Here is a 20,505-nt window from a genome sequence, read left to right as displayed (position 1 = left end):
AATCGGTCTTCGAAAGCCACGAGCCGGCCCTGTTCGATGCCACGCTGAGCGCTGACGAAAATTTGGCCGCTGTCGACGGCTGGGGGGCTGTTCGGGTCGGATCGGAGCGGGACACGCCAGTGCTCCTCGCCTGTTGGGGCATCGAAGGCGTGCAGTCTGTAACGGTGTCGTGCTGGAGACGAGACGGCATCGGCGAGCACGTATACACGAGTGTCGGCGAGCGACGGCACTTTCGTCTGGTCGGCGACAACCGGCGTGCCGACGGCTCGAGCCTCCTCAATCTCGGTCGCCCAGACCATCGCTGGATCGGCGGGCCCGTCGTTGACAGTACGCGTCCTGCGGGCGTTAGCCCCTTCGACCGGCCATTCACCGTCGATCTGCCCGAATTCCCCATTATCCTCGGAAAGACAGCCGGCGAGTCCGACACTGGCGGTTCCAAGCAGGGAGAGAAACTGGCGGCGAGTGGGGGAGGGCATATCTATCAAGAGCGGTTTCATCACCAAACAAAAAACCGACGAAACGTATCGATTTGAATACCAAGCGAATACGGGGCGATCGAATACGTTCGTGGTGTCGCCGTAGATTTCGTACGTCTAGTAGTGCGATGCATAGAGCCTCAGCAATTATCAGTACCTCGTGTGTTCGGCTGGCTAATCGTCCAGATTAGCGTACAGCCGGCTCAACCCACATTCAGAACAGACGAAGGCGTTCACATCAAAATTTTCGTTGACTCCGATGGAGCCAAGAATTCCTTCTTTGCTTTCTTCCGATACGAACCGCAAATTATGGCCACCGGCAATCGGATTCATCTGTTCCATCTTGACATCACAATCCGGACATTGAGGTGGCATTTCGACCATTCAATTTGACTTCTTTCGGTTGGTATATTAACATCATGTTGGCTAATACGCGCTCTGTATCTCATAGGGTCGTCCCGACTGTACTCAGACAGATGCATGAACGAATATATGCATTCGTCACCAGTGGGTATCCGGTTACCGCCTGAGAAGTTTTGCGAGGGAAGACCGCTCCAGCTCACGGCGCGACGCGCCGTTCGCTTCGAGGTCGCTTCGCGACCTCGCCGATCTTCCTGCACTGTTGCGAGGGGCCGCGTGGGCCCGCCAGTGCGAGGGATGCGATTTGAACGCATGGACCCCTACGGGAGCGGATCTTGAGTCCGCCGCCGTTTCCAGGCTTGGCTACCCTCGCACGCATCCGAATCCAGTCCGTTCTGGGGGTTAAATGGCCCGGTTTCGATCGGGCGTCGACGGGCGTCTCGTCGTTGTCACAGCCGACGGAATTACTTGTTCGTGCGGCGTTTGACCGGGTAATGGACGAGCACACGCGTGACGACAGCGTCGGGCCGCCGGCGGGATCGCCGACCGGGTGGGATTCCGATGCCGAGCAATGGGAGCACGCGACTCTTCGGCGTGCGGTCGTTCACGGCGTCGCGCTGTACAACGACGGCGCGTTCCACGAATCTCACGACTGCTTCGAGGACGAGTGGTATAATTACGGGCGTGGAACGACTGAAAGCGCCTTCTTACACGGGATGGTCCAGGTTGCCGCCGGCGCGTACAAACACGACGACTTTGAGAATGACGATGGCATGCGGAGTCTTTTCGAGACTGCCTTGCAGTATCTGCAGGACGTTCCGCGGGACTACTACGGCGTTGCCATTCTCGACGTGCGGACCACCGTCACGAACGCCATCGCCGATCCGGCTGTGCTGGATGGGTGGGTCATTACCCTTGACGGCGAAGCCCCTGAGGCCCGGGACGCCGATTATCAGCACGCCGAAAGCCTTGAGTAAGGAGCGATCAGTCGTCGTCCTCGTCACCGGGTATGCGCCGAATTGCCTTTCGCCAGTTGTCTTTGGCTATCTCTCCTGGCGAGAGCGGATTGTACGCGACATCCGCCGCGGTCCGGGGATGCTCGTCGTCCCTGTCGGTTAGCTTTCGCCATACGCCAACGACAGCGATGATTGCCAACGACCCGAAGAAGATGACTAACGGCAGGTCGGCCACCCCTTCGACCTGCGGTATCATGATGAGCGTGATCGCGACGAGCGGACCCGCCATGACGACGAAAAAGAGAGACCAGATGAGCGAGTTACGCGATATCCCAAACCCACGATTCATTCTTACGCTGGTGCTTCTATATCGAGTCGTATGTTTCCACTGATTTGTGATTTCCATGTGATGGTAACTCACTTGCCTCGCGTCGATATCGATCAGTCGATGTCGGAAGGGAGTTGATCAACTGGTCCCCTTCGAGCGATACCGCAAATCGTGCGGCATGAGGTGCTTCAGCGTTCGCTTTGGGGAACCGTCCTCGACAGTCAGCCCCCGTCGAAACCATCAAGTTCTGTGTCCGGGATCATACTGGAGTATGTATCTCCACACCGAGAGCCGCGAAACGACCACACTCGACGGGACCTGGCAGGCGATCCCGGACCCCTACCGCTCGTTCCAGGACGGGTGGTTCGACGACCGGGACGTTCCCCTCCTCGAAGACCCGCATGCACCCGCCGATTATACCGTCGACGACGGGTTCCCGGTCGAGGTGCCGGGCTGCGTCGGCGAGCAGCTCCCGGGGTTCGAGTACTACGAGGGGATGGTCTGGCACACCAGACGCTTCGACCGGGAGGACAACGGCGACCGGCTCTTCCTGCGCTTTGGCGCGGTCAACTACGAGGCCGACGTCTGGTTGAACGGCGAGCACCTCCTGACCCACGAGGGAGGATACACCCCATTTTCCGTCGAGATCACCGACGCGGTATCTCGCGAAGACAACCTTCTGGTCGTCGGTGTCGATAACGAACGACGCGAGGATGGAATCCCCGCCATGCAGACCGACTGGTTCAACTTCGGCGGGATCTTTCGGTCCGTGGACCTTCTCGCCACCCCGGAGACGTTCGTTCGGAACGTGAAAGTCGAGACCAGCGTCGACGAGACTGTGACGGCGTCGATCACCGCCTGGATCGACGGGCCGGAACCGGGCGATGTCCACGCGGCGATACCGGGCCTGGGTGCAGAGGTGCCGCTCGAACCAGACGATTCCGATGGAGCGCTTACCCGACTCACTGGCCAGATCACGCTCGACCGGGACGACGTCGAGCTGTGGCACCCCGACGACCCGCGGCTCTATGACGTCTGCGTCGAATCGGAGAGTGACGCCGTCGAAGTACGGACCGGCTTTCGTGCGGTCGACGTCGAGGGCAGCGACATTTTGGTCAACGGTGAGTCGATCGAGTTCCGTGGCATCTCGATGCACGAAGAGGCCGCCGGACGCGGGCGGGCGCTGACTCCCGGCGATATCGATCAGCGGTTCGAGTGGGTGGCTGAACTCGGCTGTAACTTCGTTCGGCTCGCCCATTATCCACACACGGCGGCGATGGCTCGCCGGGCCGACGAGGAGGGGATCCTGCTGTGGGAGGAGGTCCCGGCCTACTGGGACATCGATTTCGGCGACGAGGACGTCCAGGCGCTGTATCGCCAGCAACTCCGCGAGTTGATCCAGCGTGACTGGAACCGGCCGTCGGTCGCGCTGTGGTCGATCGCCAACGAGACCGATCCGGAGGACGAGGTCCGAAATCGCGTCCTCCCCGAAATGGCCTCGTTCGCCCGGGAACTCGATGACACCCGGCTCGTCACTGCGGCGTGCTGGTTCGACGAGACCGACGATGGGCTGGCGTTGCTCGACCCGCTGGTCGAGCATCTCGACGTCGTTGGCATCAACGAGTACTACGGCTGGTACGTCGGCGACGCAGGCGACGTTCGTTCGTTCGTCGACGATCCGACGGGCCCGCCGGTCATCGTCTCGGAAACGGGCGCGGGGGCAAAGTGGGGCAATCACGGCGACGAGGACGACCGCTGGACGGAGGAGTTCCAGGCTGCCTACTATCGCGAATCGCTCGAAGCGATCGAGAGCGTCGAGCAGATCGTCGGAGCGACCCCGTGGATCCTCTTTGACTTCAAGAGCCCCCGCCGGATGAATCCACACCAGCGGGGCTACAATCGCAAAGGGCTCCTCGACGAACACGGTCGAAAGAAGCGTGCGTTCTCGGTGCTGCGGGGTCACTACTGCGACCCGTAGGCGGTGAGTGTGTCACTCGCTGCCCGTCTCGCGTTGCGTCGATTCGACGAGCGGGTGGCGCGCATAGTCGACGATCGTGATGTCGTCGATCGACTGCAGATCTTCCTCGGTCGCGGTCTTGGCCATCTCCAAGTCGACGGGTTCCTCGACGACGATGACGTAGGCGTCCATCTCTTCGATGCCGAGTTCGGCGGCCGCCGTGGTCCGGTGGTGGCCGTCCGCCAGCAGGAGGTCCCCGGCGTTGTCGATCACGACCAGGGGTTCGGCCAGGCCGCGTTCGAGTTCGTACATCCGGCCTTCGAGCTCGTCGCCGTAGACCTTCGTCTGGGTCGGCGTGAGGTCGCCGAGATCGACGACGCGGCGCTCCTGGCGCGCTTCGACGTCGTGGACGTCCTCGATGGTGTCCAGGAGCTGCTCGACCTTGTCGGGCGTCGCCCGTTCGATCTGACTCCGGATGACGTCGGCGTTCGAGATGATCCCGATAAGTTGGCCGTCGTCGTCGAGGACGGGCAACCGCTGGATCCCCGACCGGAGGATGACCCGGGCCACGTCGTCGAGATCCATGTCCGGGTGGGCGACCATCAGATCCGTCGACATCACGTCTGCGACCGGGAGATCGTCCTCGGCAAGCAACAGATCGCTCGCACTGACGAACCCGTGTACGTCTCGGCCACTGCAGACCGGAAATCCGGTGTGACCCCCGCTATCGGCGATGCGACTCGCGACCGCTGCGACCGTGTCGTCCGGCGCGACCGTCGAGACCTCGTGAGTCATGTAATCCTCGACGGTCAGAGACTCCTCGGAACTGGCCATCACTGACGGTGAGAGGTCCGCAGGTAAAAATCCCTCGTTGGCAGCGCCGTCAGGTCCCACTGTCGGTGTCCCGACCAGCCCCGGGTTCTTCCTCTGTCGATGATTCGTCGTCGCCAACCAAATACCGATTCGCGGTGTCCTCGCCCGAATCGTCGCCGTGATCCGCCTCCGGACGGGGCGTGGTCGGTGTGGCATTACCCGGCAGCTCGGTTTCGATCCCGTAGGATTCAGGGGGTAACTGCGACGGGAAGATCTCCAGGGCGTCCAGAAACCGGTCTGTCACGATCTCCTCGACGATCGCAGCGAGATCGGTGTCGTCGCTGATCGCCTCCATCACGCCGAGGTCGAGCTGTGCGCCGGCCATGTCGGCGTGACCGCCGGCACTACCGATCTGGCCGAACGCGGCCCGCAGGGTCTCACCAAGGTCGAGGTCAGTACCGCGTGACCGTGCCGAAATGTAGATCGTCCCGGATTGGATCCCGTACACCAGCGTCGTCGTCACGTCTTCCATGGCGAGCAACCGATCCGCAGCCTGTGCGAGCGTGTCTCTGTCGCGTATCTCGCCCACGCCACTCAACAGGACGGAGCCGTGGCGCGATCGATTGTGGATCGCATCCGCGATCGTCTCGAACGTGTCCGAACTCATGCTCGGATCTTCGATCCGTTCGAGCACGCCCAGGTCGGCTGCCTGGAGCAGGAACGCGCCGGCTTCGAAGTCGGCGGCCGAGACTTCGCGTGTAAACTCGTTGGTGTCGACCCGGATCCCGAACAAAAGCGCCGTCGCCACTGTCTCAGAAATATCGATATCGAGCCGTCTGATATATTCTACCAGGAGTGTACTCGTTGCACCGACGTCACTCCGGAGATCAGTAAATGCCGCTCTGACTGGCCCACGTGGCGGATGGTGGTCGATCACGATGTCGACCGCCGTGTCTTCGGGAAGCCCGTCGTTGACACCGGGCCGGGCGTGATCGACGAGGGCGAACCCACCGAACGCCGAGAGGTCGGCGTCGGTTTCGAGGGCCGTGAGGTCGATATCCAGCAGGTTGACGAACGCCCGGTTCTGCTGGTGGTTGATCGATCCGTAGTAACAGGCTTCGGCCGGACACCCCATCCGCTCGGCGATCCGGACAAGGGCGATGGCGCTCGCGATGGCGTCCGGATCGGGGTTGTCGTGCATGACGACCGCAAGCGTCCCATCGACGTTCGCGATCACTTCTCGAAGCTTGTGGACGGAGAGCCCGCCGGTTTCGACACGATCTTGCAGATACGACCCCAGTACGTCGCCGGGATCGACGACCCGGTCAGCGACCGATTGCAGACCAACGCGGGCCGAGTGGCGCTGCTCGTTGTCGTCGTGGTGCCCGTCAGTCCCCGTGTACGCCAGCAGAAACGCCGATGGGAACGCCTGGCGAGCATGCCGTGCCATGGCCAGGTTCTTGACGGGCGTGGCTCCGGCCACGACGACTGTCTCGACAGGTGCATCGATCTTGCCAAGGGCTGCTGGATCAGTCGGATCGACCGGGAGCCACTCGGCCGCGCCGCTCTCACAGAGACGATTGGTCTCCTCGTCCGGCCCGGCCACCAGGAGGCGGCCCGGTCGGTCACACAGCGCGTCGGTCACGGCCCGGGCGATCGAGCCTGTTCCCACCACCAGCCGCGTGCGCATGTCCCGGACATCGGGCCAGGGAACCTAAAACCCCTGTCTCATCGATCGGCGGAGCGGCCGGCTCGTCGTCCTACGACCGAGGGGACTCGCCGCCGTCGGTCTGGACCTGCTGGCGGATCTGATCGGGGACTGATGGGTCACGGAGTGTTGTCGTATCCCCGAGATCTTCACTGTTCGAGATGTTCTCGAGGACGCGACGCATGATCTTCCCGGAGCGGGTCTTGGGTAGATCCGAGACGAACAGCACGCGATCCGGTCGGGCGAACGCGCCGATCTCGTCCTCGACGGACGCGATGACCTGTTGGCGGACGGCCTCGCTCTGTTCGACGCCGTCTCTGAGTACCACGTACACATCGGGGACGTGGCCACGTTCAGTATCCTCGCGGGCGACGACGGCGGCCTCGGCGATCGCCTCGACCTCGGCGACGGCGCTTTCCAGTTCCATCGTCCCGAGACGGTGGCCCGAGACGTTCATGACGTCGTCAAGCCGACCGAGGACGCGATAGTAACCGTCCTGGCCGTGGACGGCCCCGTCGCCGGTCTTGTACACCCAGTCGCGCCAGTCGTCGCTGTCGGTCTCGGAAAACCGCCGCCAGTACTCGTCGATGAAGCGGTCGTCGTCGCCATAGACCGTCTGGAGCATCCCCGGCCAGGGGCGCTCGATCACGAGGTTGCCGGCCCGGCCGCTGGCCGGCTCGATCCGTGTGCCGTCGTCCTCGTAGAGCGCGGGTTCGATGCCGGGGCAGGGTCGGCCGGCGCTGCCGGGCTTCATGTCGTCGAGTGCGGGGAGGTTGGTGATGAGGTGGCCGCCGGTCTCGGTCTGCCACCACGTGTCGACGATGACCGCATCCTCCTCGCCCACATGGTCGTAGTACCACTGCCAGGCCTCGGGCTGGATCGGTTCGCCGACGGTCGTCAGGTGCCGGAAGTCGAAGTCATGGCCCGCGAGGTGCTCTTCGCCCCACTTCATGAACTGCCGGATCGCCGTCGGCGAGGTGTGGAAGATGTCGACATCGTAGCGCTCGGCGATCTCCCAGAGCCGCGACCGGTCCGGGTAGTCCGGCGTCCCCTCGTACATGACGGTGGTCGAGCCAAGGGCGAGCGGGCCATAGACGATGTACGAATGGCCGGTGATCCAGCCGATGTCCGCCCCACACCAGTAGGTGTCCGTCGGTTTGACGTCCAGGACGTACTTCGCGGTCCCGGCGGCGTACGCCAGGTAGCCCCCGGTGCGGTGTTGACAGCCCTTGGGTTTGCCCGTCGTGCCTGACGTGTACATCAAAAACAGCGGATCCTCGGCGTCGCGGGAAACGGGTTCGACGCGGGCGCCGCGCTTCTCGGCGAGGACGTCATCAACGAGGACGTACGGATCCTCGCCAGTGAGTTCGACGTCCCCGTGAAGTTCGTCGTGACGCGACCACAGCAGTGCCGTCTCGACGCTGGTTCCCTCGGCGTCGATCGCCTCGTCGGCCTTCGCCTTGTGATCGAGCCACTCGCCACGCCGGTAGTAGCCGTCGATAGAAACCAGAACGTCGCTGTCGGCGTCTCCGAGGCGATCGGCAAGCGCGTTCGCCGAGAAGCCCGCGAACACGACGGAGTGGACGGCACCGATCCGGGCGCAGGCGAGCATAGTGATCGGGAGCGCCGGCACCATCGGGAGATGGAGCGTGACTACGTCGCCTTCCTCGACGCCGACCTCCTTCAGGACGGCCGCCATCTCGTTGACCTGCCGAAAGAGGTCCTGATACGTGATGGTGCGTTGCTCGCCACTCTCCCCCTCCCAAATGAGCGCAGCCTGGTTCTTTCGCTCCGCGAGGTGTCGGTCCACACAGTTGACCGAGGCGTTCAGCGAGCCGCCGACGAACCACTCGAAGAAGGGTGGATCGCTGCCGTCGAACACCTCGTCCCAGCGGTCGTCCCAGGTCAGCAGTTCGGCGTACTCGTTGAACCCGTCGGGAAACTCCTCGAAGCGGTCGTAGACAGCGTGATCGGTGACATTGGCCTGTCCGACGAACTCCGGAGGCGGCCGGTAGTACTCCTGGTCCGGGAGCCGGGCTTCTAGCTCAGTACTATCATGTTCGTTCATGTTGAACCACGCACGTGACGTGTACGCTGGCCAACGTGAACGTGCGCAAAGAGGCGACATTCCCCCCTATCGAGCAATCATCGCCAGACAAAGCGTCCGACTCCGCGTATGTCGGCCTGACTCTCTACTTCAGGCGCTCCTGGAGGAAGGATGGGTGGACGGCAGCGACGCCGTCGAGGGAGCCGATCTCGTCGTTGATGACGTCACCGAGTGTGTCGCCGTCCGGGGCACGCATCTCGGCCATCAGGGTGTGATCGCCGCTTGAGGTGTACAGCGCTTCGATCGCGTTCACGTCCTTCAGCGCTCGCGAGACATCGACGTACGCCTCGCTCTCGACGTCGACGCCGACGATGGCGATCGTCTCGCCGGGGAGTTTCTTGGGATCGATGTCCGCGGAGTATCCGACGATGACGCCTTCCTCTTCGAGTCGCTGGATATATTTCCGGACAGTCGGTTTCGATACACCTACCTGGTCGGCGATCTCGGCGTAGGAGGCCTGGGCGTCCTCCTCGAGGACATCGAGGATCCGCTCCTCCGTCGCTTCGGCGCTCATGAACGTTCCTTTCCGTTACGTCGAAAAATATCTTCCGAACGTGAAAGAAGTATCCGGCTTCGGACGGGGGGCCGGTCGGTCGACGGCAGCGAGTGGCGTTACGTGTGGCGTTCGAGGAGATCGTAGCTCCGATCCCACTCGGCGTCCTCGTCGAAGTACTTCTCGGCCAGTGGCTCCTCGGGCATCTCGCCGATCGCTTGCTTCTCCTCGGTGTAGGACGGACGGTCCTCCTCGACGTAGAACCGACCGGTGAGGATCTCGCCCTCGTAGAGTTTGTCCTCGACTTCGTGCATCATCTCGCCGGCTTCCCGGCGGTCGGTGATGTCGAAGTCGTAGTCCTCGGAGTCCTGAACGTCAGTGTAGGGGACGTACTGCTTTGCGTCCTTGTTCCAGGTCGGACACTGCGTGAGGAAATCAACGTGGGCGAACCCGTCGTGTTCGATCGCTTCGGTGAGAATCTCTTTCGCCTGGTTGGGGTTGACCGCGGCCGTCCGGGCGATGTACGAGGCCCCGGAGGTCAGCGCCAGACTCAGCGGCCGGATCGGGGACTTGGCGCTGCCGTGGGGCTGGGTCTTTGACTTGTGACCCTTGGGGCTGGTCGGGGAGGTCTGGCCCTTCGTCAGCCCGAAGATCTCGTTGTTGAACACGATGTAGGTCATGTCGTGGTTCTCCCGGGCGGTGTGCATGAAGTGGTTGCCACCGATGCCGTAGCCGTCGCCGTCACCGCCGGCGGCGATCACTTCGAGGTCCGGGTTGGCGAGTTTGGCGGCCCGGGCGATCGGGAGCGACCGACCGTGAATCGAGTGGAATCCGTAGGAATCGAAGTACGAATTGAGCTTGCTCGAACAGCCGATCCCGGTGACCGTCAGGACTTCCTCGGGCGTGCGGCCGACCTCGGGCATCGCCTGCTTGAGCGCCTTGAGGACGCTGAAGTCCCCACAGCCGGGACACCAGGTGGCCTGCGGCTCGATGCCGGGGGTATACTCCTCGCTGTCTATCTCGCGATCCTCGCCGATTGCGCTGAATGCACTCATGATTAGTCACCTGCCGCTGGGACGAACGTGGTCGAATTGCCGGGGATGTCGGTCTCCTCGTCGATGCTGGCTTCGAAGCCGTCGACGATCTCGGCCGGTTCGAACGGATTGCCGTTGTACTTCAGGAGACTCGACAGTTTGTCGCCGAAGCGACCGAGTTCCTTCTGGGTCAGCCCCTTGAACTGCCCGCTGGCGTTCATCTCGACGACGATCGCCTCCTCGACGCTTTCGAGGAATTCGGTCATCTCGGCTTCGGGGTAGGGCATGAGGTCGCTGACGCCGATGGCCTTCACCGAGTGGCCTTCGTCGTTGAGGCGGTCGACCGCCTCGAAGACCGTGCCCTGCTGGCTGCCCCAGGTGACGATCCCGTAACGGGCGTCCTCGGGGCCGCGATACGCCTGGTTGGTCTCGCCCTCGTCGAGATCCTCGCGGATGGTGTCGAGTTTCTCGAGCCGACGGGACATGTGGGCGACCCGGTTGTCCGGGTCCTCGTCGATATGGCCGTAGTCGTTGGTTTCGTTACCCGACGTGAGGTGGCGTCCGCCCTTCTGGCCGGGGACCGTCCGCGGGCTGACGCCGTCCTCGGCGTCCGGGTCGAAGCGCTGGAACGCGCCCGACTCGTGGTGGGCCGCCTCCTTGATCTCCGCCTCGGAGAGGACCTTCCCGAGGTCCGGGTTGGTCTCCCGGTCGAAGAAGTCGACGGGAACCGACCGGAGTTCGCCCTCGATCTTCTGGTCGTAGACGACGATCGCCGGGATCTGGTAGTCGTAGGCGATCTCGAAGGCCGTCCGGGTCTGTTCGTAGGCCTCCTTGACGCCTGCCGGCGCGAAGACGACCCGGGCGGAGTCGCCTTGGCTCGTATACAGGACGTGTTCGAGGTCGCCCTGCTCGGGTTTGGTGGGCATCCCCGTCGACGGGCCGGCCCGCATCGCCTCCAGGAGCACGATCGGGGTCTCGGTCATCTCGGCCAGGCCCAGCGGTTCGGACATCAGCGCGAACCCGCCGCCCGACGAGCCGGACATTGCCTTGACGCCGGCGTGACTCGCGCCCAGCGCCATCGCCGCCGCGGCGATCTCGTCTTCGACCTGTTCGGAGACGCCCCCGAACTTACCCATGTGCTGGGACATGATCGTGAACACTTCGGTCCAGGGCGTCATGGGGTAGCCGGCGATGAACCGACAGCCCTCGTCGATCGCGCCGTAGGCGATCGACTGCGAGCCGTTCATCAGCGCCAGTTCCTGCTCGTTCTCGCCCGTCGGGACTTCGAGATCGTGGGTGAACTCGAACTCCTGGGCCTGTTCGTAGGCGTCGGCCAGCACGTTCAGGTTGTCCTCCTGAATGTCACCGGACATGTTCTGGGTGATGAGCTCCTCGAAGTAGGAGACGTCCATCCCCAGCAGGGCGGCGGTGATACCGACGCCGGCCGTGTTCCGCATGACGTCACGGCCGTGTTCCCGGGCGATCTCACGGAGATTGACCGGATACACGTGCCAGTTGTTTTCTTCGGCCCGTTCCTCGAGGTTCAACTCGGCCACTTCGTCCTCGTCGAAGAGTCCGGTGTCGTAGACGATGACGCCGCCGTCTCGAAGTTCGTCGAGGTTCTCGGCGAGGGGTTTGCGTTCCTCGTTGCCGTAGTAGGCGTCCTCCGCTGGGTTCCGGGCGAAACTGTCACCGAGCGACAGCAAGAAATTATAGCCGTCGCCACGGGAGGTTACCTCTTCGTCTTTTGCCCGTACTTCGACATACGTGTGCCCACCTCGAATCCGCGAGGGATAGTGTCGATGCGTGAAAATGTTGAGCCCCGCTCGCATCAGGGCTTTGGCGAAGTTCTGGCTCGTCGAGGCAATCCCGTCGCCGGAACCGCCCGCGATCCGCCAGATGAGTTCGGTGTCTGTCATTGGTAAATCATCGGCCCCAGTAGGTGCCGTACTCGTGCCAGGGGTGGATCGAACAAAAGGGTTTCTGTTGTGTCAATTCTGGAATAATTGTGATATTACCCACGAACGAATCTCGAAATCCTGGTGAACACACGAAGCGTATCCAGCGCCGGGCACTTCCGGCGATGGCGTCGTCCGGTCCCGTTCGGGTCAACTCGTACATAACAACCGAATCTGACACGTTCACGGGACCTTCTTTCGGTGCCGTCCGGATCTCCCGTTTACCTGCTGCGGTCGGTCGCGTTGACCTCCGGAATCCGGCCCGCACGGACGGCCTCGACAGCGACTGACTCGTCACGTTTGTCGGCAGCATGGGCGGCCAGAATCCCGTCGACCGCCCGTCTGGCTTCCGTGCCCGGAACTGCCGGTTCCCGTCCCTCGCGAAGCGCGTCGACGAAGTCCTCGACGACGCGTGCATGCCCCTCGCCCCATTCGAGTGGTTCGACGTGGACGTCGACCTCGTCGGTCTCCGCACCGTACTGGGTCCGTTCGCCGGTCCCGACCTCAAAGGAGTCGATCGCGCCGCCGGCGAGTGTGATCGAGCCGTCAGTGCCGTTGATTTCGATCCGATCGTCCCCGCCTTTGGTCGCGGTCGTCGCGGACACGGTCCCAAGCGCGCCGTTTTCGAAACGGACGGCCACTCCGGCAGTTGTCTCACACCCGCCAGCCAGCTCCCGGTCGTGGATGTCGGTCACGGCCCGGACTGATTCGATGCCGCCCATCAGCCACTGCAATCGGTCGATCGTGTGGATCGCCTGGCTCAGGAGGACGCCCCCGTCCAGCTCGCGGGTTCCTTTCCAGTCTGCCCCGTCGTAGTACGCCTGGGGCCGAAACCACTTGACCTGGCCGTCGCCAAGCACCGGTTCGCCGAGTTCGCCGGCTTCGATCGCCTCTTTGGCCCGTCGGGTCGCCGGTTGAAACCGCTCCTGGAAGACCCCCGCCAATGTCACGCCGGCGTCTTCGCAGGCAGTGAGCATCCGGTCCATCCGGTCGGCGTAGACGTCCAGGGGTTTCTCACAGAGAACGTCCGCACCGGCGTGGGCTGCTTCGATCGTAACGGGCGCGTGTGTGCCGCTCGGGGTGCAGACGCTGACGGCGTCGACGTTGTGCCGTTCGATCATCGCGGTGACGTCGGTATACCAGGCGTCGAGGTCATAGGCGTCGGCAAACTCGCGAGCACCCGCGGCGGATCGGTTTGCACACGCGAGGAGTCTCACACCTTCGGTCGCCCTGACAGCCTCGGCGTGTGTCTCCCCGATCCCGCCACAGCCGACGATGCCGTACCGGATTGCTGCCATCGAATGGGACAGCGTGACACAGCGAAAAGAGTGTTCCGACCCGTGCGCCCGAAGCCCTTCGGCGCTATCGTGGCGATACGTAGCGTCGCCACAGTTATCCAGCCGTCGTTGCAACGAACTGTATGGATCTCATCCGTCTCGGGAGTGGCGCGTCGGTCAGTGCGACCGGCGTCGTCGTCTTCGCGATCGCGCTGTCGGCCGTTTGGAACGGATTCGCTTCGCTGTACGATCTCGCCCTGGCGGGTCTCGGGATCGTCGTTGGCCTCACGCTGGTCGCGGCCGGCGCGGCGCTGGTCGTTCTCGACGCGCTCCGGACCGATCACGTGCTCCGCGTGGCTGGCTGGAACGCCCTCGGCGTGGTGGTTCTTGGCCTCGTCCTCGCCTTGGTCACCGCGAGCCCATCAGTGTCGCTGCCACCCGCGGTCGTCGCCGACGTCCTGGGTGTCAGCGCCGTTGCCCACGTCCTCATCGGCGTCAACGATGTCCGCCGTATCAGGGTCGGTGAACTCGCACGCGAACGGCAGAAACTCGCCGTCCTCAACCGGATCGTTCGACACAACCTCCGTAACGACGCCCAGGTCCTGCTGGGTAACTCCGAAGTGCTGGCCGCCGAACTCGACGATGACCGGCTCGGTGGCATGGCCGATGCCATCGCCACCAAGGCGACGTCACTGGCGTCGATGAACGAGAAACTGGGGCAGTTCCAGGCCGCGATCGATCACGATCCGGCCGACGAACGTGCCGTCGACGTGAGTGAAACCGTCTCCTCGGTCGTCGATGACCTTGGCGACGAGTATCCCGAGGCGAATATTGAGACGGATGTACCCGAGGGGGTGTCCGTCCGCGCTGACGAGAAACTTGCCGACGCGCTCCGGGAAACGATCGAAAACGCCGTCGTTCACGGTGGTGGTGCCGTGACCGTGATGGCGTCCCACCGCAATGGGGATGTCGAGATTCGTGTCGCGGATAGCGGGCCGGGCATCCCAACCCACGAACTGACTTCGATCGCCGACGAATCAGAGATCACGCAACTCGAACACGGTACCGGTGTCGGTCTATGGGTCATCCGGTCGACCGTCGACGCCTATGACGGGACGCTTTCGTTCGACACCGACGACGGAACGACGGTGACGATTCGACTGGCTACAGTCTAATTGGCAGTGACCCATACACGTGGATGGTCCATTTGATGATTCGACACTTGCTGGCAGCCAGAATTCCTAATTATTAATCGTAAGGTATATGGTCACTGGTTACGAAAGTCGAGTACAGTGAGTGGAGTATGGGAACACAGATACTCATTCCGACGGATGGCACTGACCGGACGCGCGGGCGAGTCAAGCGCGCGTTCGACCTGGCTAGCCGCGAGGATGCAGCGGTTCACGCGCTGTACGTGGTCGACACCCAGCGATACGGGGAGCCAGCCCTGAGCAGTGTCGAGGTCCTGATCGAGTGCTTTGAAGATACGGGACGTGACCATCTGTGCTCGCTCGTAGAGGAAGGCAAGCGCCAGGGTGTCACCGTCGAGAAACACTGTCGGCGTGGTAATCCGGCCACCGAGATCGCAGCCGCTGCCGAGGAACTCTCCGTTGATCTCGTGATCCCATGTCTGTCGGCGGTTACCCCGGCACAGCTCCGTCGAAAGGGCATTGCGGCTGACCGCATCGCCGACCCACGGTCCCCGATCACGGCCTGAGATCGAATCGACGCCGGAGAAGCGACTGGCTTTCGCGCTTATGTTCCTGCCGACACAACGGCGGGGGCAGCGATGGCCCGAACTCAAACCTCGATTTCCTGCATCAACTCGACGAGCTCGTCGAGCTGTGGGAAGGTGTAGACCTTCACGTCGATGTCGGAGTCCAGTGCCTGGACCCGGGAGTCGAACATCAGCGCCATGTCGGAGTCACGTTCGCCCACGAGTTCGTCGACCATTCCGCTGCCCGGGCCGTAGGTGAACGTCGGCGTCGAGATGTCGATGGTGGTCTCTAAGACGTTCGCCCACCCGTCGATGAACCCGGAGGTCATGATGTTGCCGATCTCCTGGATCGCCGACCGTTCCATCTCGGTGAATCCGTCCTGATCCGGGTCGCTCCCACCCATGTCACCGATCATCCCGCGAGCGAGATCCTTCGCACTCGCCGCGTTCAACAGAAAGAGGATGTGGCCGTGGGGTGGTTCCGCGAGTTCGATGCTGATCCCGATCTGTTTGTCGTCGCCGACGTGAGTCTTGATGTCCGGGACGTCGATGAAGTTGATCTTGGTGATCTCCATCTCGGTCTCCATCCCCGTCATCGTCGAGAGGTGGTCGGCAACCGTGTTGCCGCCCTCCTTGGCCATCTTGTTGAACAACGCGAGCTTCCGGATGTCGATCATCAAACTCATGGGTAGATTGAACGTTACCCTCCCCTTCCCCGCCCTGCCTAATAAGTGGTGGACCTGCGAATCTCAACAACGAGAACCGAATCCGGCAAACCCCCCGTCGAAACAGTCTCTACGATTCGGACACTATATCGTCACGCAGTTCCGTGTCGACTCTCTTTGCCTGAATTCTCACCCGTTCAGTAATGTCCAAGCACACCCAGTTTACGTGCACGGTTCAGGAGGACCTGAAAGAGCAGATATCCGCCCACAAGATAGACGAATGCCGTGCTGAGCAACACAACGAGTTCTGAGACGGGGAACTGCCATACTGCTGTCCCTGTCGTCATTGCTTGCTCAAGCAGTGTGGTGCCGAGTGTCAGTGGGAGTACTCGGAGTGCAGGATGTGCGTCCACGGGTAGCGCGAGAAAAACGATGAACAGGAGTTGCATCAGCGAGGCCACCTCTCCGACGCGCTTGTATAGAAGCGCCAATCCGCCGAAAAACAGACCGAGACCGATAACCGGGAGTACCGTGAGAATTGTCAACGGGACCACCGTCAACAGATCGATCTGTAGCGTCACTCCCGAAGACAGCACCGCCAAGGTGAGCAGCATTGCCAGGAGCATGGCCCCGCCCATGAGCAGCGTGATGAGTACGTTCACCAGGCTCGTGAAAATGACGACACGGCCGATTCCATAGGGAGTGAGATGTAATTGTTCGAGAGTGCCCCATTGTGCTTCCCGCGTGATATCGCTCGAGGTCTCCTGATAGGCCTTGGTCGCCATAATCCAGACAAAGTACCCGACAATCAGTGGCCCGAGTGAGTCGGCGACGACCGTGGGGGCTATTTCTTTCCCGCCAACGAAGAGCATTACAAACAGGACATACAGCCCGACAAGCAGCATAACTGTATTAAACAGGTACCGCTTCAACAGCCAGACGGATTTGTTGAACGTTGCTTTGAACAGCGTGATATTGCTCTCCATTAGTCTTCCCTCACGGCGCGTTCTTCGATCGGATCCGCTGTATTGTTCGTCACGTGGAGAAAGACGTCTTCGAGATCCGGTGTCTGCGTCTCTGCCAGTCGTATCCGTGCCCCAGCATCTTCCAGTATCGAGAGTAACTCGTAGTAATCCTCCGGCTGTTCGAGTGTCGCTTCGAGCTCAAAATACTCGTTGTCCGTCCAGGAGACGTTACTGCTGAGCCCCTCGATTCGGCGACGCCTGCGCTCCGGTAGCGGCTCTGCTAAGCGGAGGCGGTGGGATTGCGTTTTGAATGCTTTGAGCAAGGAGGAGACCGAATCGTCGACGATCAACTCCCCATCACAGAGGACGATAACGCGGTCACAGAGCTCCTGAATGACGTCCATATCATGGCTACTCAAAACGACTGTTTTGTCGCGTTCTGCCGTCATTTTTCGGAGTGTCCGCTGGAGTGCGATCGACGCTTCGACGTCTAATCCGAGCGTGGGTTCGTCGAGAAAGAGCAATTCGGTTCGTCTGGCAAGCACACAGGCCAGGATGGCCTTTTGTTTCATTCCCCGGGACAGCGAGTTGACAGGCTCGTCAAGTTTCTCAGTCAGGCCAAGTGATTCAACGATCCGTAAGTTATCATCCGTGACACTGTTCGGGTCGATTCCCTGCAGACTGGTAAAGTAATAGAGGTTCTCACGCAACGAGAGCCGCCAGTAGATGTTCCTGGCCCCCTCGAGCATCGCAGAGACGGTGCGGTATAGCTCACTGCCGCCGTTTGCGACGTCGATACCGTATATCTCGATTTGCCCAGCCGTCGGTTCCACGAGATTCAGCATCGATTTGATCAGTGTTGTTTTCCCCGCGCCGTTCGGCCCAAGAATCCCGACCACGGTTCCTGCGTCAATATCGAACGAGACGCCGTCTAACGCAGTGACTGTGCCACTTGCTGTGGAGTACGTTTTCCGCACGTTCCGAACTCGAACTGCCGGCTCGGTTGCTGTATCGATCATGGTTTGCGTCGTTCTGTTTGGAATTCTATCTCACTGCCGAGAGAGTGTCCTGAACGCTGTCTTGGCCACATGGACCCCAACCTGTGGCCAGCCTGTCCGGGATCCGTTCTGCGGAAACGGTTCGGTCCGATCATGCTTTTATCCGCTTGGTACGGTACAACACTGCAACGATCAGCGCGATGATTCCGGCCCCGAAGAACCCGAACACACTCGCTGGTGGTGGACCGACGACACCGCCGAAGTCGAGAACCGGCGTCGCGTTGACGATTCCGACGTACCAGATCAGGAAATACCCGATCTCGAACAGCCGTGGGGTTCGGGACAACACGCCGGAAGCAGTTGCCACTGATGGCACCACAACGACCCCGCCGATCAATCCGAGTGCAGTCACTGGATCGGCAGCCAGCACCATTCGAATCGCGGGTGCGGCCACGAGTAGGGCGATCGTAACCACGCTTGCCCCCCACGCGGCAAGCAACTGCGCCAGGGGATACTTCGACGTGAAGACAAGCTTCTCGGTGTTGTGTCGGCGCTCTCGCACGCCGATCTGAGACCAGATGAACAGCGGCCAGATCCAGGACAGTGTGAGCACGATCCGCAGTGGGACCCCGACAGGTGCGACGATACCGCCCAGGAGAAGGCCCAGAAATCCGGCGTACCACAAGCGAGACCGACCCGATAGCGCGAGTTTTACCTCCGCGAGAAGCAGTCCCCGTGGCCGGAATGTGTGCTCGGCAGTGGCGGTGCTCAACGATCCCGCTTGGGAAACGATCGACTCCCCCGAATGATCCTCGATCGGCGCGACCGGCGATTTTTGCTCGGGTTCGTCTTTGGAGCCGTCACGCCTTCCCAGGGGCAGGCTGAACCGGCTACCCGGAGCAACTGGCAGCTTGAACCCACCGGCCGGGTCGAGCCGATCAAACGGGATCGTCGCGAGGACTACCAGCACGGGTGAGAGCGCAAGGTATCCGGCTCGTTGCCGGAGCAATTCGGTCGAGATACGTACGCCCTCCCAGGTAAACCGCTGATCGCCCCCAGGTACGAAGCCAAAGGAAACGCCACTACCCGAAAACCCGGGATACTGTGCTGAAATGGACTGTTGCATGCTTTCGACGATGAATGAAACACCCAGGGGGTCGATCGAAAGGACGGGCAACATTGCCAGTCCCAGAATATACCCGAGATTTCCGACCCATCCACGGACGACCGGTATCGTTTCGAACAGGATGGCGACAGCGGCGACAAGTGTTGTCACCGGCAGTGTGAACAGAACGAACGGCCCTAACAGCTCCGTGGCGCTGACGGGCCCTGTCCCACGAAGAAAGAACAGCACGACGACCGAGATCGCCATCGAAACCAGAAGCACGCCCAATATCGCAAGGGTCCCCAGCCATTTTCCGACGAGATACGCGGGCGTACTGATCGGACTCGAGGCGATCAACTTTCCCGGTCCCTGCTCTCTATCCCGACTGATCGCCTGTTTCGTGTAGTAAAACCCGAAGACTGCGATCGCGACGCTCGCCGCGATCGCCATATTGGTCCCAAGCCAGGCAGCGTTGTGGACGCCACGGAACGCGTCGTCTCCCAGCGCCATTTCCATGTGTCCGACCGAGACGAGATGGCCGAGATAGACACTCGCGAGGATGACGACGAGGAACCGTCGATCCCGGATCCGTTCGGTGAAATCAGCTTTCGCGACCCCGAAGACACCGCGCATCACTGTCTCTCACCATCGTTATCGATCGTCCAGAGGTATGCATCCTCGAGCGTTGGTTCGACGAGCGACGCGTCGGACGACGGCCGATCCTCGCTCACGGCTCGAATCAGGATGCCGCCTGACTTTCGGACGGTTTTGGTCACGGGATAGGTGGCCTTCACCGCAGAGAGACGATCGCTTGACACCATCCACTCCCAGGTGGTCCCATCGACATCCTCCATGAGCCCTTCTGGCGTCGTCTGTGCCGCCACTGTCCCTCCATCCAGGATCACGAGTTCCGTGGCGGTTGACTCGACGTCAGACACGATGTGTGTCGACAACACCACGATTCGATCCTCAGTGAGATCGGCGATGACGTTCCGAAAACGCACTCGCTCTGCGGGATCTAGACCCACTGTCGGCTCGTCAACGATCAACAGGTCCGGGTCGTTCATCAGTGCTTGTGCGATGCCGACCCGCTGTCGCATCCCGCCGGAAAACGTTTCGAGCTTCCGATCCCGGTAGTCTGTGAGGTTTGCGATAGTCAGTAGCTCGTCGATGCGCTCATCCGTTATCCCGCCGGGTAACCCCTTCAGTGCGGCCATATATTCTAGAAACTCCGTTGCCGTGAGGTTCGGATACACGCCGAAATCCTGCGGAAGGTACCCGAGTACGGATCGGACAGTGCCCGGCGAATCTACGATATCCGTCCCGTTCCAGGTGATCCGTCCCTCGGTCGGCTTCGTCACCGTCGAGATCAGTTGCATCAATGTCGACTTCCCTGCCCCGTTCGGGCCCAGGAGACCGACAACACCGCTATCGAGTTCGAGAGAGACGTCCTGAATGCCCCAGACATCACCACCCCAGCGCTTCCCGAGTTGCTCCGTTTTGAGAATCATGTTCGGTGAACTGTCATTCTCGGATATCAACCTATATGATCAACAACGACTGATTATGAGATAAAAATAGTTCCGAT

17 protein-coding genes, 1 tRNA gene and 1 pseudogene are annotated in these 20,505 nt (G+C 61.6%); 4 read left to right on the top strand and 15 right to left on the bottom strand.

Annotated elements, in window-relative coordinates:
- Positions 1-50: 50 nt before the first annotated feature.
- Together HBNXHr_RS08625 and HBNXHr_RS08620 are read right to left on the bottom strand one after the other, a co-directional pair.
- A pseudogene (locus HBNXHr_RS08625) lies at positions 51-299 on the bottom strand (PQQ-binding-like beta-propeller repeat protein); the annotation flags it as partial.
- A gap of 826 nt (positions 300-1,125) precedes the next feature.
- Positions 1,126-1,209: transfer RNA gene (locus tag HBNXHr_RS08620), tRNA-Leu, on the bottom strand.
- Positions 1,210-1,330: 121 nt separating this feature from the next.
- On the opposite strand from HBNXHr_RS08620, the gene HBNXHr_RS08615 reads away from it, so the two are divergent.
- Positions 1,331-1,813, top strand: a complete 483-nt coding sequence (locus tag HBNXHr_RS08615) for a DUF309 domain-containing protein (RefSeq protein ID WP_275881831.1) — start codon at positions 1,331-1,333, stop codon at positions 1,811-1,813.
- Between the two features lie 7 nt (positions 1,814-1,820).
- Here the strand turns inward: HBNXHr_RS08615 and HBNXHr_RS08610 are convergent, their stop codons facing one another.
- On the bottom strand, positions 1,821-2,081 hold the full coding sequence (locus tag HBNXHr_RS08610) for a hypothetical protein (RefSeq protein WP_015790564.1): 261 nt from the start codon (positions 2,079-2,081) through the stop codon (positions 1,821-1,823).
- Between the two features lie 310 nt (positions 2,082-2,391).
- Here HBNXHr_RS08610 and HBNXHr_RS08605 point away from each other — a divergent pair, with 310 nt between their 5' ends.
- Positions 2,392-4,098, top strand: a complete 1,707-nt coding sequence (locus tag HBNXHr_RS08605) for a glycoside hydrolase family 2 TIM barrel-domain containing protein (RefSeq protein ID WP_275881830.1) — start codon at positions 2,392-2,394, stop codon at positions 4,096-4,098.
- Positions 4,099-4,110: 12 nt separating this feature from the next.
- Here the strand turns inward: HBNXHr_RS08605 and HBNXHr_RS08600 are convergent, their stop codons facing one another.
- From HBNXHr_RS08600 to HBNXHr_RS08570, 7 genes are all read right to left on the bottom strand, one after another.
- Positions 4,111-4,911, bottom strand: coding sequence for a CBS domain-containing protein (locus tag HBNXHr_RS08600; RefSeq protein WP_275881829.1), 801 nt, complete (start codon positions 4,909-4,911; stop codon positions 4,111-4,113).
- Between the two features lie 49 nt (positions 4,912-4,960).
- A complete protein-coding gene (locus tag HBNXHr_RS08595) occupies positions 4,961-6,580 on the bottom strand; it encodes a bifunctional oligoribonuclease/PAP phosphatase NrnA (RefSeq protein ID WP_275881828.1) in 1,620 nt (539 codons plus the stop codon).
- A 70-nt stretch (positions 6,581-6,650) separates the two neighbouring features.
- Positions 6,651-8,666: an acetate--CoA ligase gene (gene acs / locus HBNXHr_RS08590; RefSeq protein WP_275881827.1), complete on the bottom strand. Its 2,016-nt coding sequence runs from the start codon at positions 8,664-8,666 to the stop codon at positions 6,651-6,653.
- Positions 8,667-8,790: 124 nt separating this feature from the next.
- Complete coding sequence (gene lrpA1, locus HBNXHr_RS08585) at positions 8,791-9,219, bottom strand: HTH-type transcriptional regulator LrpA1 (protein WP_275736822.1); 429 nt, start codon at positions 9,217-9,219, stop codon at positions 8,791-8,793.
- A gap of 98 nt (positions 9,220-9,317) precedes the next feature.
- Entirely contained in the window at positions 9,318-10,253 is a 936-nt protein-coding gene (locus HBNXHr_RS08580; protein ID WP_275736821.1) for a thiamine pyrophosphate-dependent enzyme, read from the bottom strand.
- A 2-nt stretch (positions 10,254-10,255) separates the two neighbouring features.
- Entirely contained in the window at positions 10,256-12,151 is a 1,896-nt protein-coding gene (locus tag HBNXHr_RS08575) for a 2-oxoacid:acceptor oxidoreductase subunit alpha (protein WP_275881826.1), read from the bottom strand.
- Positions 12,152-12,411: 260 nt separating this feature from the next.
- Positions 12,412-13,488 carry a Gfo/Idh/MocA family oxidoreductase gene (locus HBNXHr_RS08570; RefSeq protein WP_275736819.1) on the bottom strand — a complete coding sequence of 359 codons (1,077 nt, stop codon included), beginning with the start codon at positions 13,486-13,488 and terminating at the stop codon, positions 12,412-12,414.
- 122 nt (positions 13,489-13,610) lie between these two features.
- On the opposite strand from HBNXHr_RS08570, the gene HBNXHr_RS08565 reads away from it, so the two are divergent.
- Both HBNXHr_RS08565 and HBNXHr_RS08560 read left to right on the top strand, forming a co-directional pair.
- The gene (locus HBNXHr_RS08565; RefSeq protein WP_275736818.1) at positions 13,611-14,642 is read left to right on the top strand and encodes a HAMP domain-containing sensor histidine kinase; all 1,032 of its coding nucleotides are present in this window, start codon (positions 13,611-13,613) and stop codon (positions 14,640-14,642) included.
- A gap of 128 nt (positions 14,643-14,770) precedes the next feature.
- Positions 14,771-15,184 (top strand): universal stress protein, encoded by a 414-nt coding sequence (locus HBNXHr_RS08560; RefSeq protein ID WP_275736817.1) that lies wholly within the window; start codon positions 14,771-14,773, stop codon positions 15,182-15,184.
- Positions 15,185-15,267: 83 nt separating this feature from the next.
- On the opposite strand, the gene HBNXHr_RS08555 is transcribed toward HBNXHr_RS08560, so the two are convergent.
- The 5 genes from HBNXHr_RS08555 to HBNXHr_RS08535 form a co-directional block, all read right to left on the bottom strand.
- Positions 15,268-15,870 carry a chemotaxis protein CheC gene (locus HBNXHr_RS08555; protein ID WP_275736816.1) on the bottom strand — a complete coding sequence of 201 codons (603 nt, stop codon included), beginning with the start codon at positions 15,868-15,870 and terminating at the stop codon, positions 15,268-15,270.
- Positions 15,871-16,046: 176 nt separating this feature from the next.
- Positions 16,047-16,835 carry an ABC transporter permease gene (locus tag HBNXHr_RS08550; protein ID WP_275881825.1) on the bottom strand — a complete coding sequence of 263 codons (789 nt, stop codon included), beginning with the start codon at positions 16,833-16,835 and terminating at the stop codon, positions 16,047-16,049.
- Positions 16,835-17,833 carry an ABC transporter ATP-binding protein gene (locus tag HBNXHr_RS08545; RefSeq protein WP_275881824.1) on the bottom strand — a complete coding sequence of 333 codons (999 nt, stop codon included), beginning with the start codon at positions 17,831-17,833 and terminating at the stop codon, positions 16,835-16,837. Before HBNXHr_RS08545 ends, HBNXHr_RS08550 begins: the two co-directional genes overlap by 1 nt.
- A gap of 130 nt (positions 17,834-17,963) precedes the next feature.
- The gene (locus HBNXHr_RS08540) at positions 17,964-19,550 is read right to left on the bottom strand and encodes an ABC transporter permease subunit (RefSeq protein ID WP_275881823.1); all 1,587 of its coding nucleotides are present in this window, start codon (positions 19,548-19,550) and stop codon (positions 17,964-17,966) included.
- Entirely contained in the window at positions 19,550-20,428 is an 879-nt protein-coding gene (locus HBNXHr_RS08535; RefSeq protein ID WP_275881822.1) for an ABC transporter ATP-binding protein, read from the bottom strand. Before HBNXHr_RS08535 ends, HBNXHr_RS08540 begins: the two co-directional genes overlap by 1 nt.
- Between the last annotated feature and the right edge of the window lie 77 nt (positions 20,429-20,505).

The sequence above is a fragment of the Halorhabdus sp. BNX81 genome, assembly GCF_029229925.1.
Lineage (GTDB): Archaea > Halobacteriota > Halobacteria > Halobacteriales > Haloarculaceae > Halorhabdus.
The sequence above is the reverse complement of the archived record's forward strand: the minus strand, read 5'-3'. Positions and strand labels throughout refer to the sequence as shown.

What these genes read in the sequence shown, in the direction of transcription:
- HBNXHr_RS08615 (WP_275881831.1), top strand. Translation starts at nt 1,331, where the DNA reads ATGGACGAGCACACGCGTGACGACAGCGTCGGGCCGCCGGCGGGATCG.
- HBNXHr_RS08610 (WP_015790564.1), bottom strand. Translation starts at nt 2,081, where the DNA reads ATGGCGGGTCCGCTCGTCGCGATCACGCTCATCATGATACCGCAGGTC.
- HBNXHr_RS08605 (WP_275881830.1), top strand. Translation starts at nt 2,392, where the DNA reads ATGTATCTCCACACCGAGAGCCGCGAAACGACCACACTCGACGGGACC.
- HBNXHr_RS08600 (WP_275881829.1), bottom strand. Translation starts at nt 4,911, where the DNA reads ATGGCCAGTTCCGAGGAGTCTCTGACCGTCGAGGATTACATGACTCAC.
- HBNXHr_RS08595 (WP_275881828.1), bottom strand. Translation starts at nt 6,580, where the DNA reads ATGCGCACGCGGCTGGTGGTGGGAACAGGCTCGATCGCCCGGGCCGTG.
- acs (WP_275881827.1), bottom strand. Translation starts at nt 8,666, where the DNA reads ATGAACGAACATGATAGTACTGAGCTAGAAGCCCGGCTCCCGGACCAG.
- lrpA1 (WP_275736822.1), bottom strand. Translation starts at nt 9,219, where the DNA reads ATGAGCGCCGAAGCGACGGAGGAGCGGATCCTCGATGTCCTCGAGGAG.
- HBNXHr_RS08580 (WP_275736821.1), bottom strand. Translation starts at nt 10,253, where the DNA reads ATGAGTGCATTCAGCGCAATCGGCGAGGATCGCGAGATAGACAGCGAG.
- HBNXHr_RS08575 (WP_275881826.1), bottom strand. Translation starts at nt 12,151, where the DNA reads ATGACAGACACCGAACTCATCTGGCGGATCGCGGGCGGTTCCGGCGAC.
- HBNXHr_RS08570 (WP_275736819.1), bottom strand. Translation starts at nt 13,488, where the DNA reads ATGGCAGCAATCCGGTACGGCATCGTCGGCTGTGGCGGGATCGGGGAG.
- HBNXHr_RS08565 (WP_275736818.1), top strand. Translation starts at nt 13,611, where the DNA reads ATGGATCTCATCCGTCTCGGGAGTGGCGCGTCGGTCAGTGCGACCGGC.
- HBNXHr_RS08560 (WP_275736817.1), top strand. Translation starts at nt 14,771, where the DNA reads ATGGGAACACAGATACTCATTCCGACGGATGGCACTGACCGGACGCGC.
- HBNXHr_RS08555 (WP_275736816.1), bottom strand. Translation starts at nt 15,870, where the DNA reads ATGAGTTTGATGATCGACATCCGGAAGCTCGCGTTGTTCAACAAGATG.
- HBNXHr_RS08550 (WP_275881825.1), bottom strand. Translation starts at nt 16,835, where the DNA reads ATGGAGAGCAATATCACGCTGTTCAAAGCAACGTTCAACAAATCCGTC.
- HBNXHr_RS08545 (WP_275881824.1), bottom strand. Translation starts at nt 17,833, where the DNA reads ATGATCGATACAGCAACCGAGCCGGCAGTTCGAGTTCGGAACGTGCGG.
- HBNXHr_RS08540 (WP_275881823.1), bottom strand. Translation starts at nt 19,550, where the DNA reads ATGCGCGGTGTCTTCGGGGTCGCGAAAGCTGATTTCACCGAACGGATC.
- HBNXHr_RS08535 (WP_275881822.1), bottom strand. Translation starts at nt 20,428, where the DNA reads ATGATTCTCAAAACGGAGCAACTCGGGAAGCGCTGGGGTGGTGATGTC.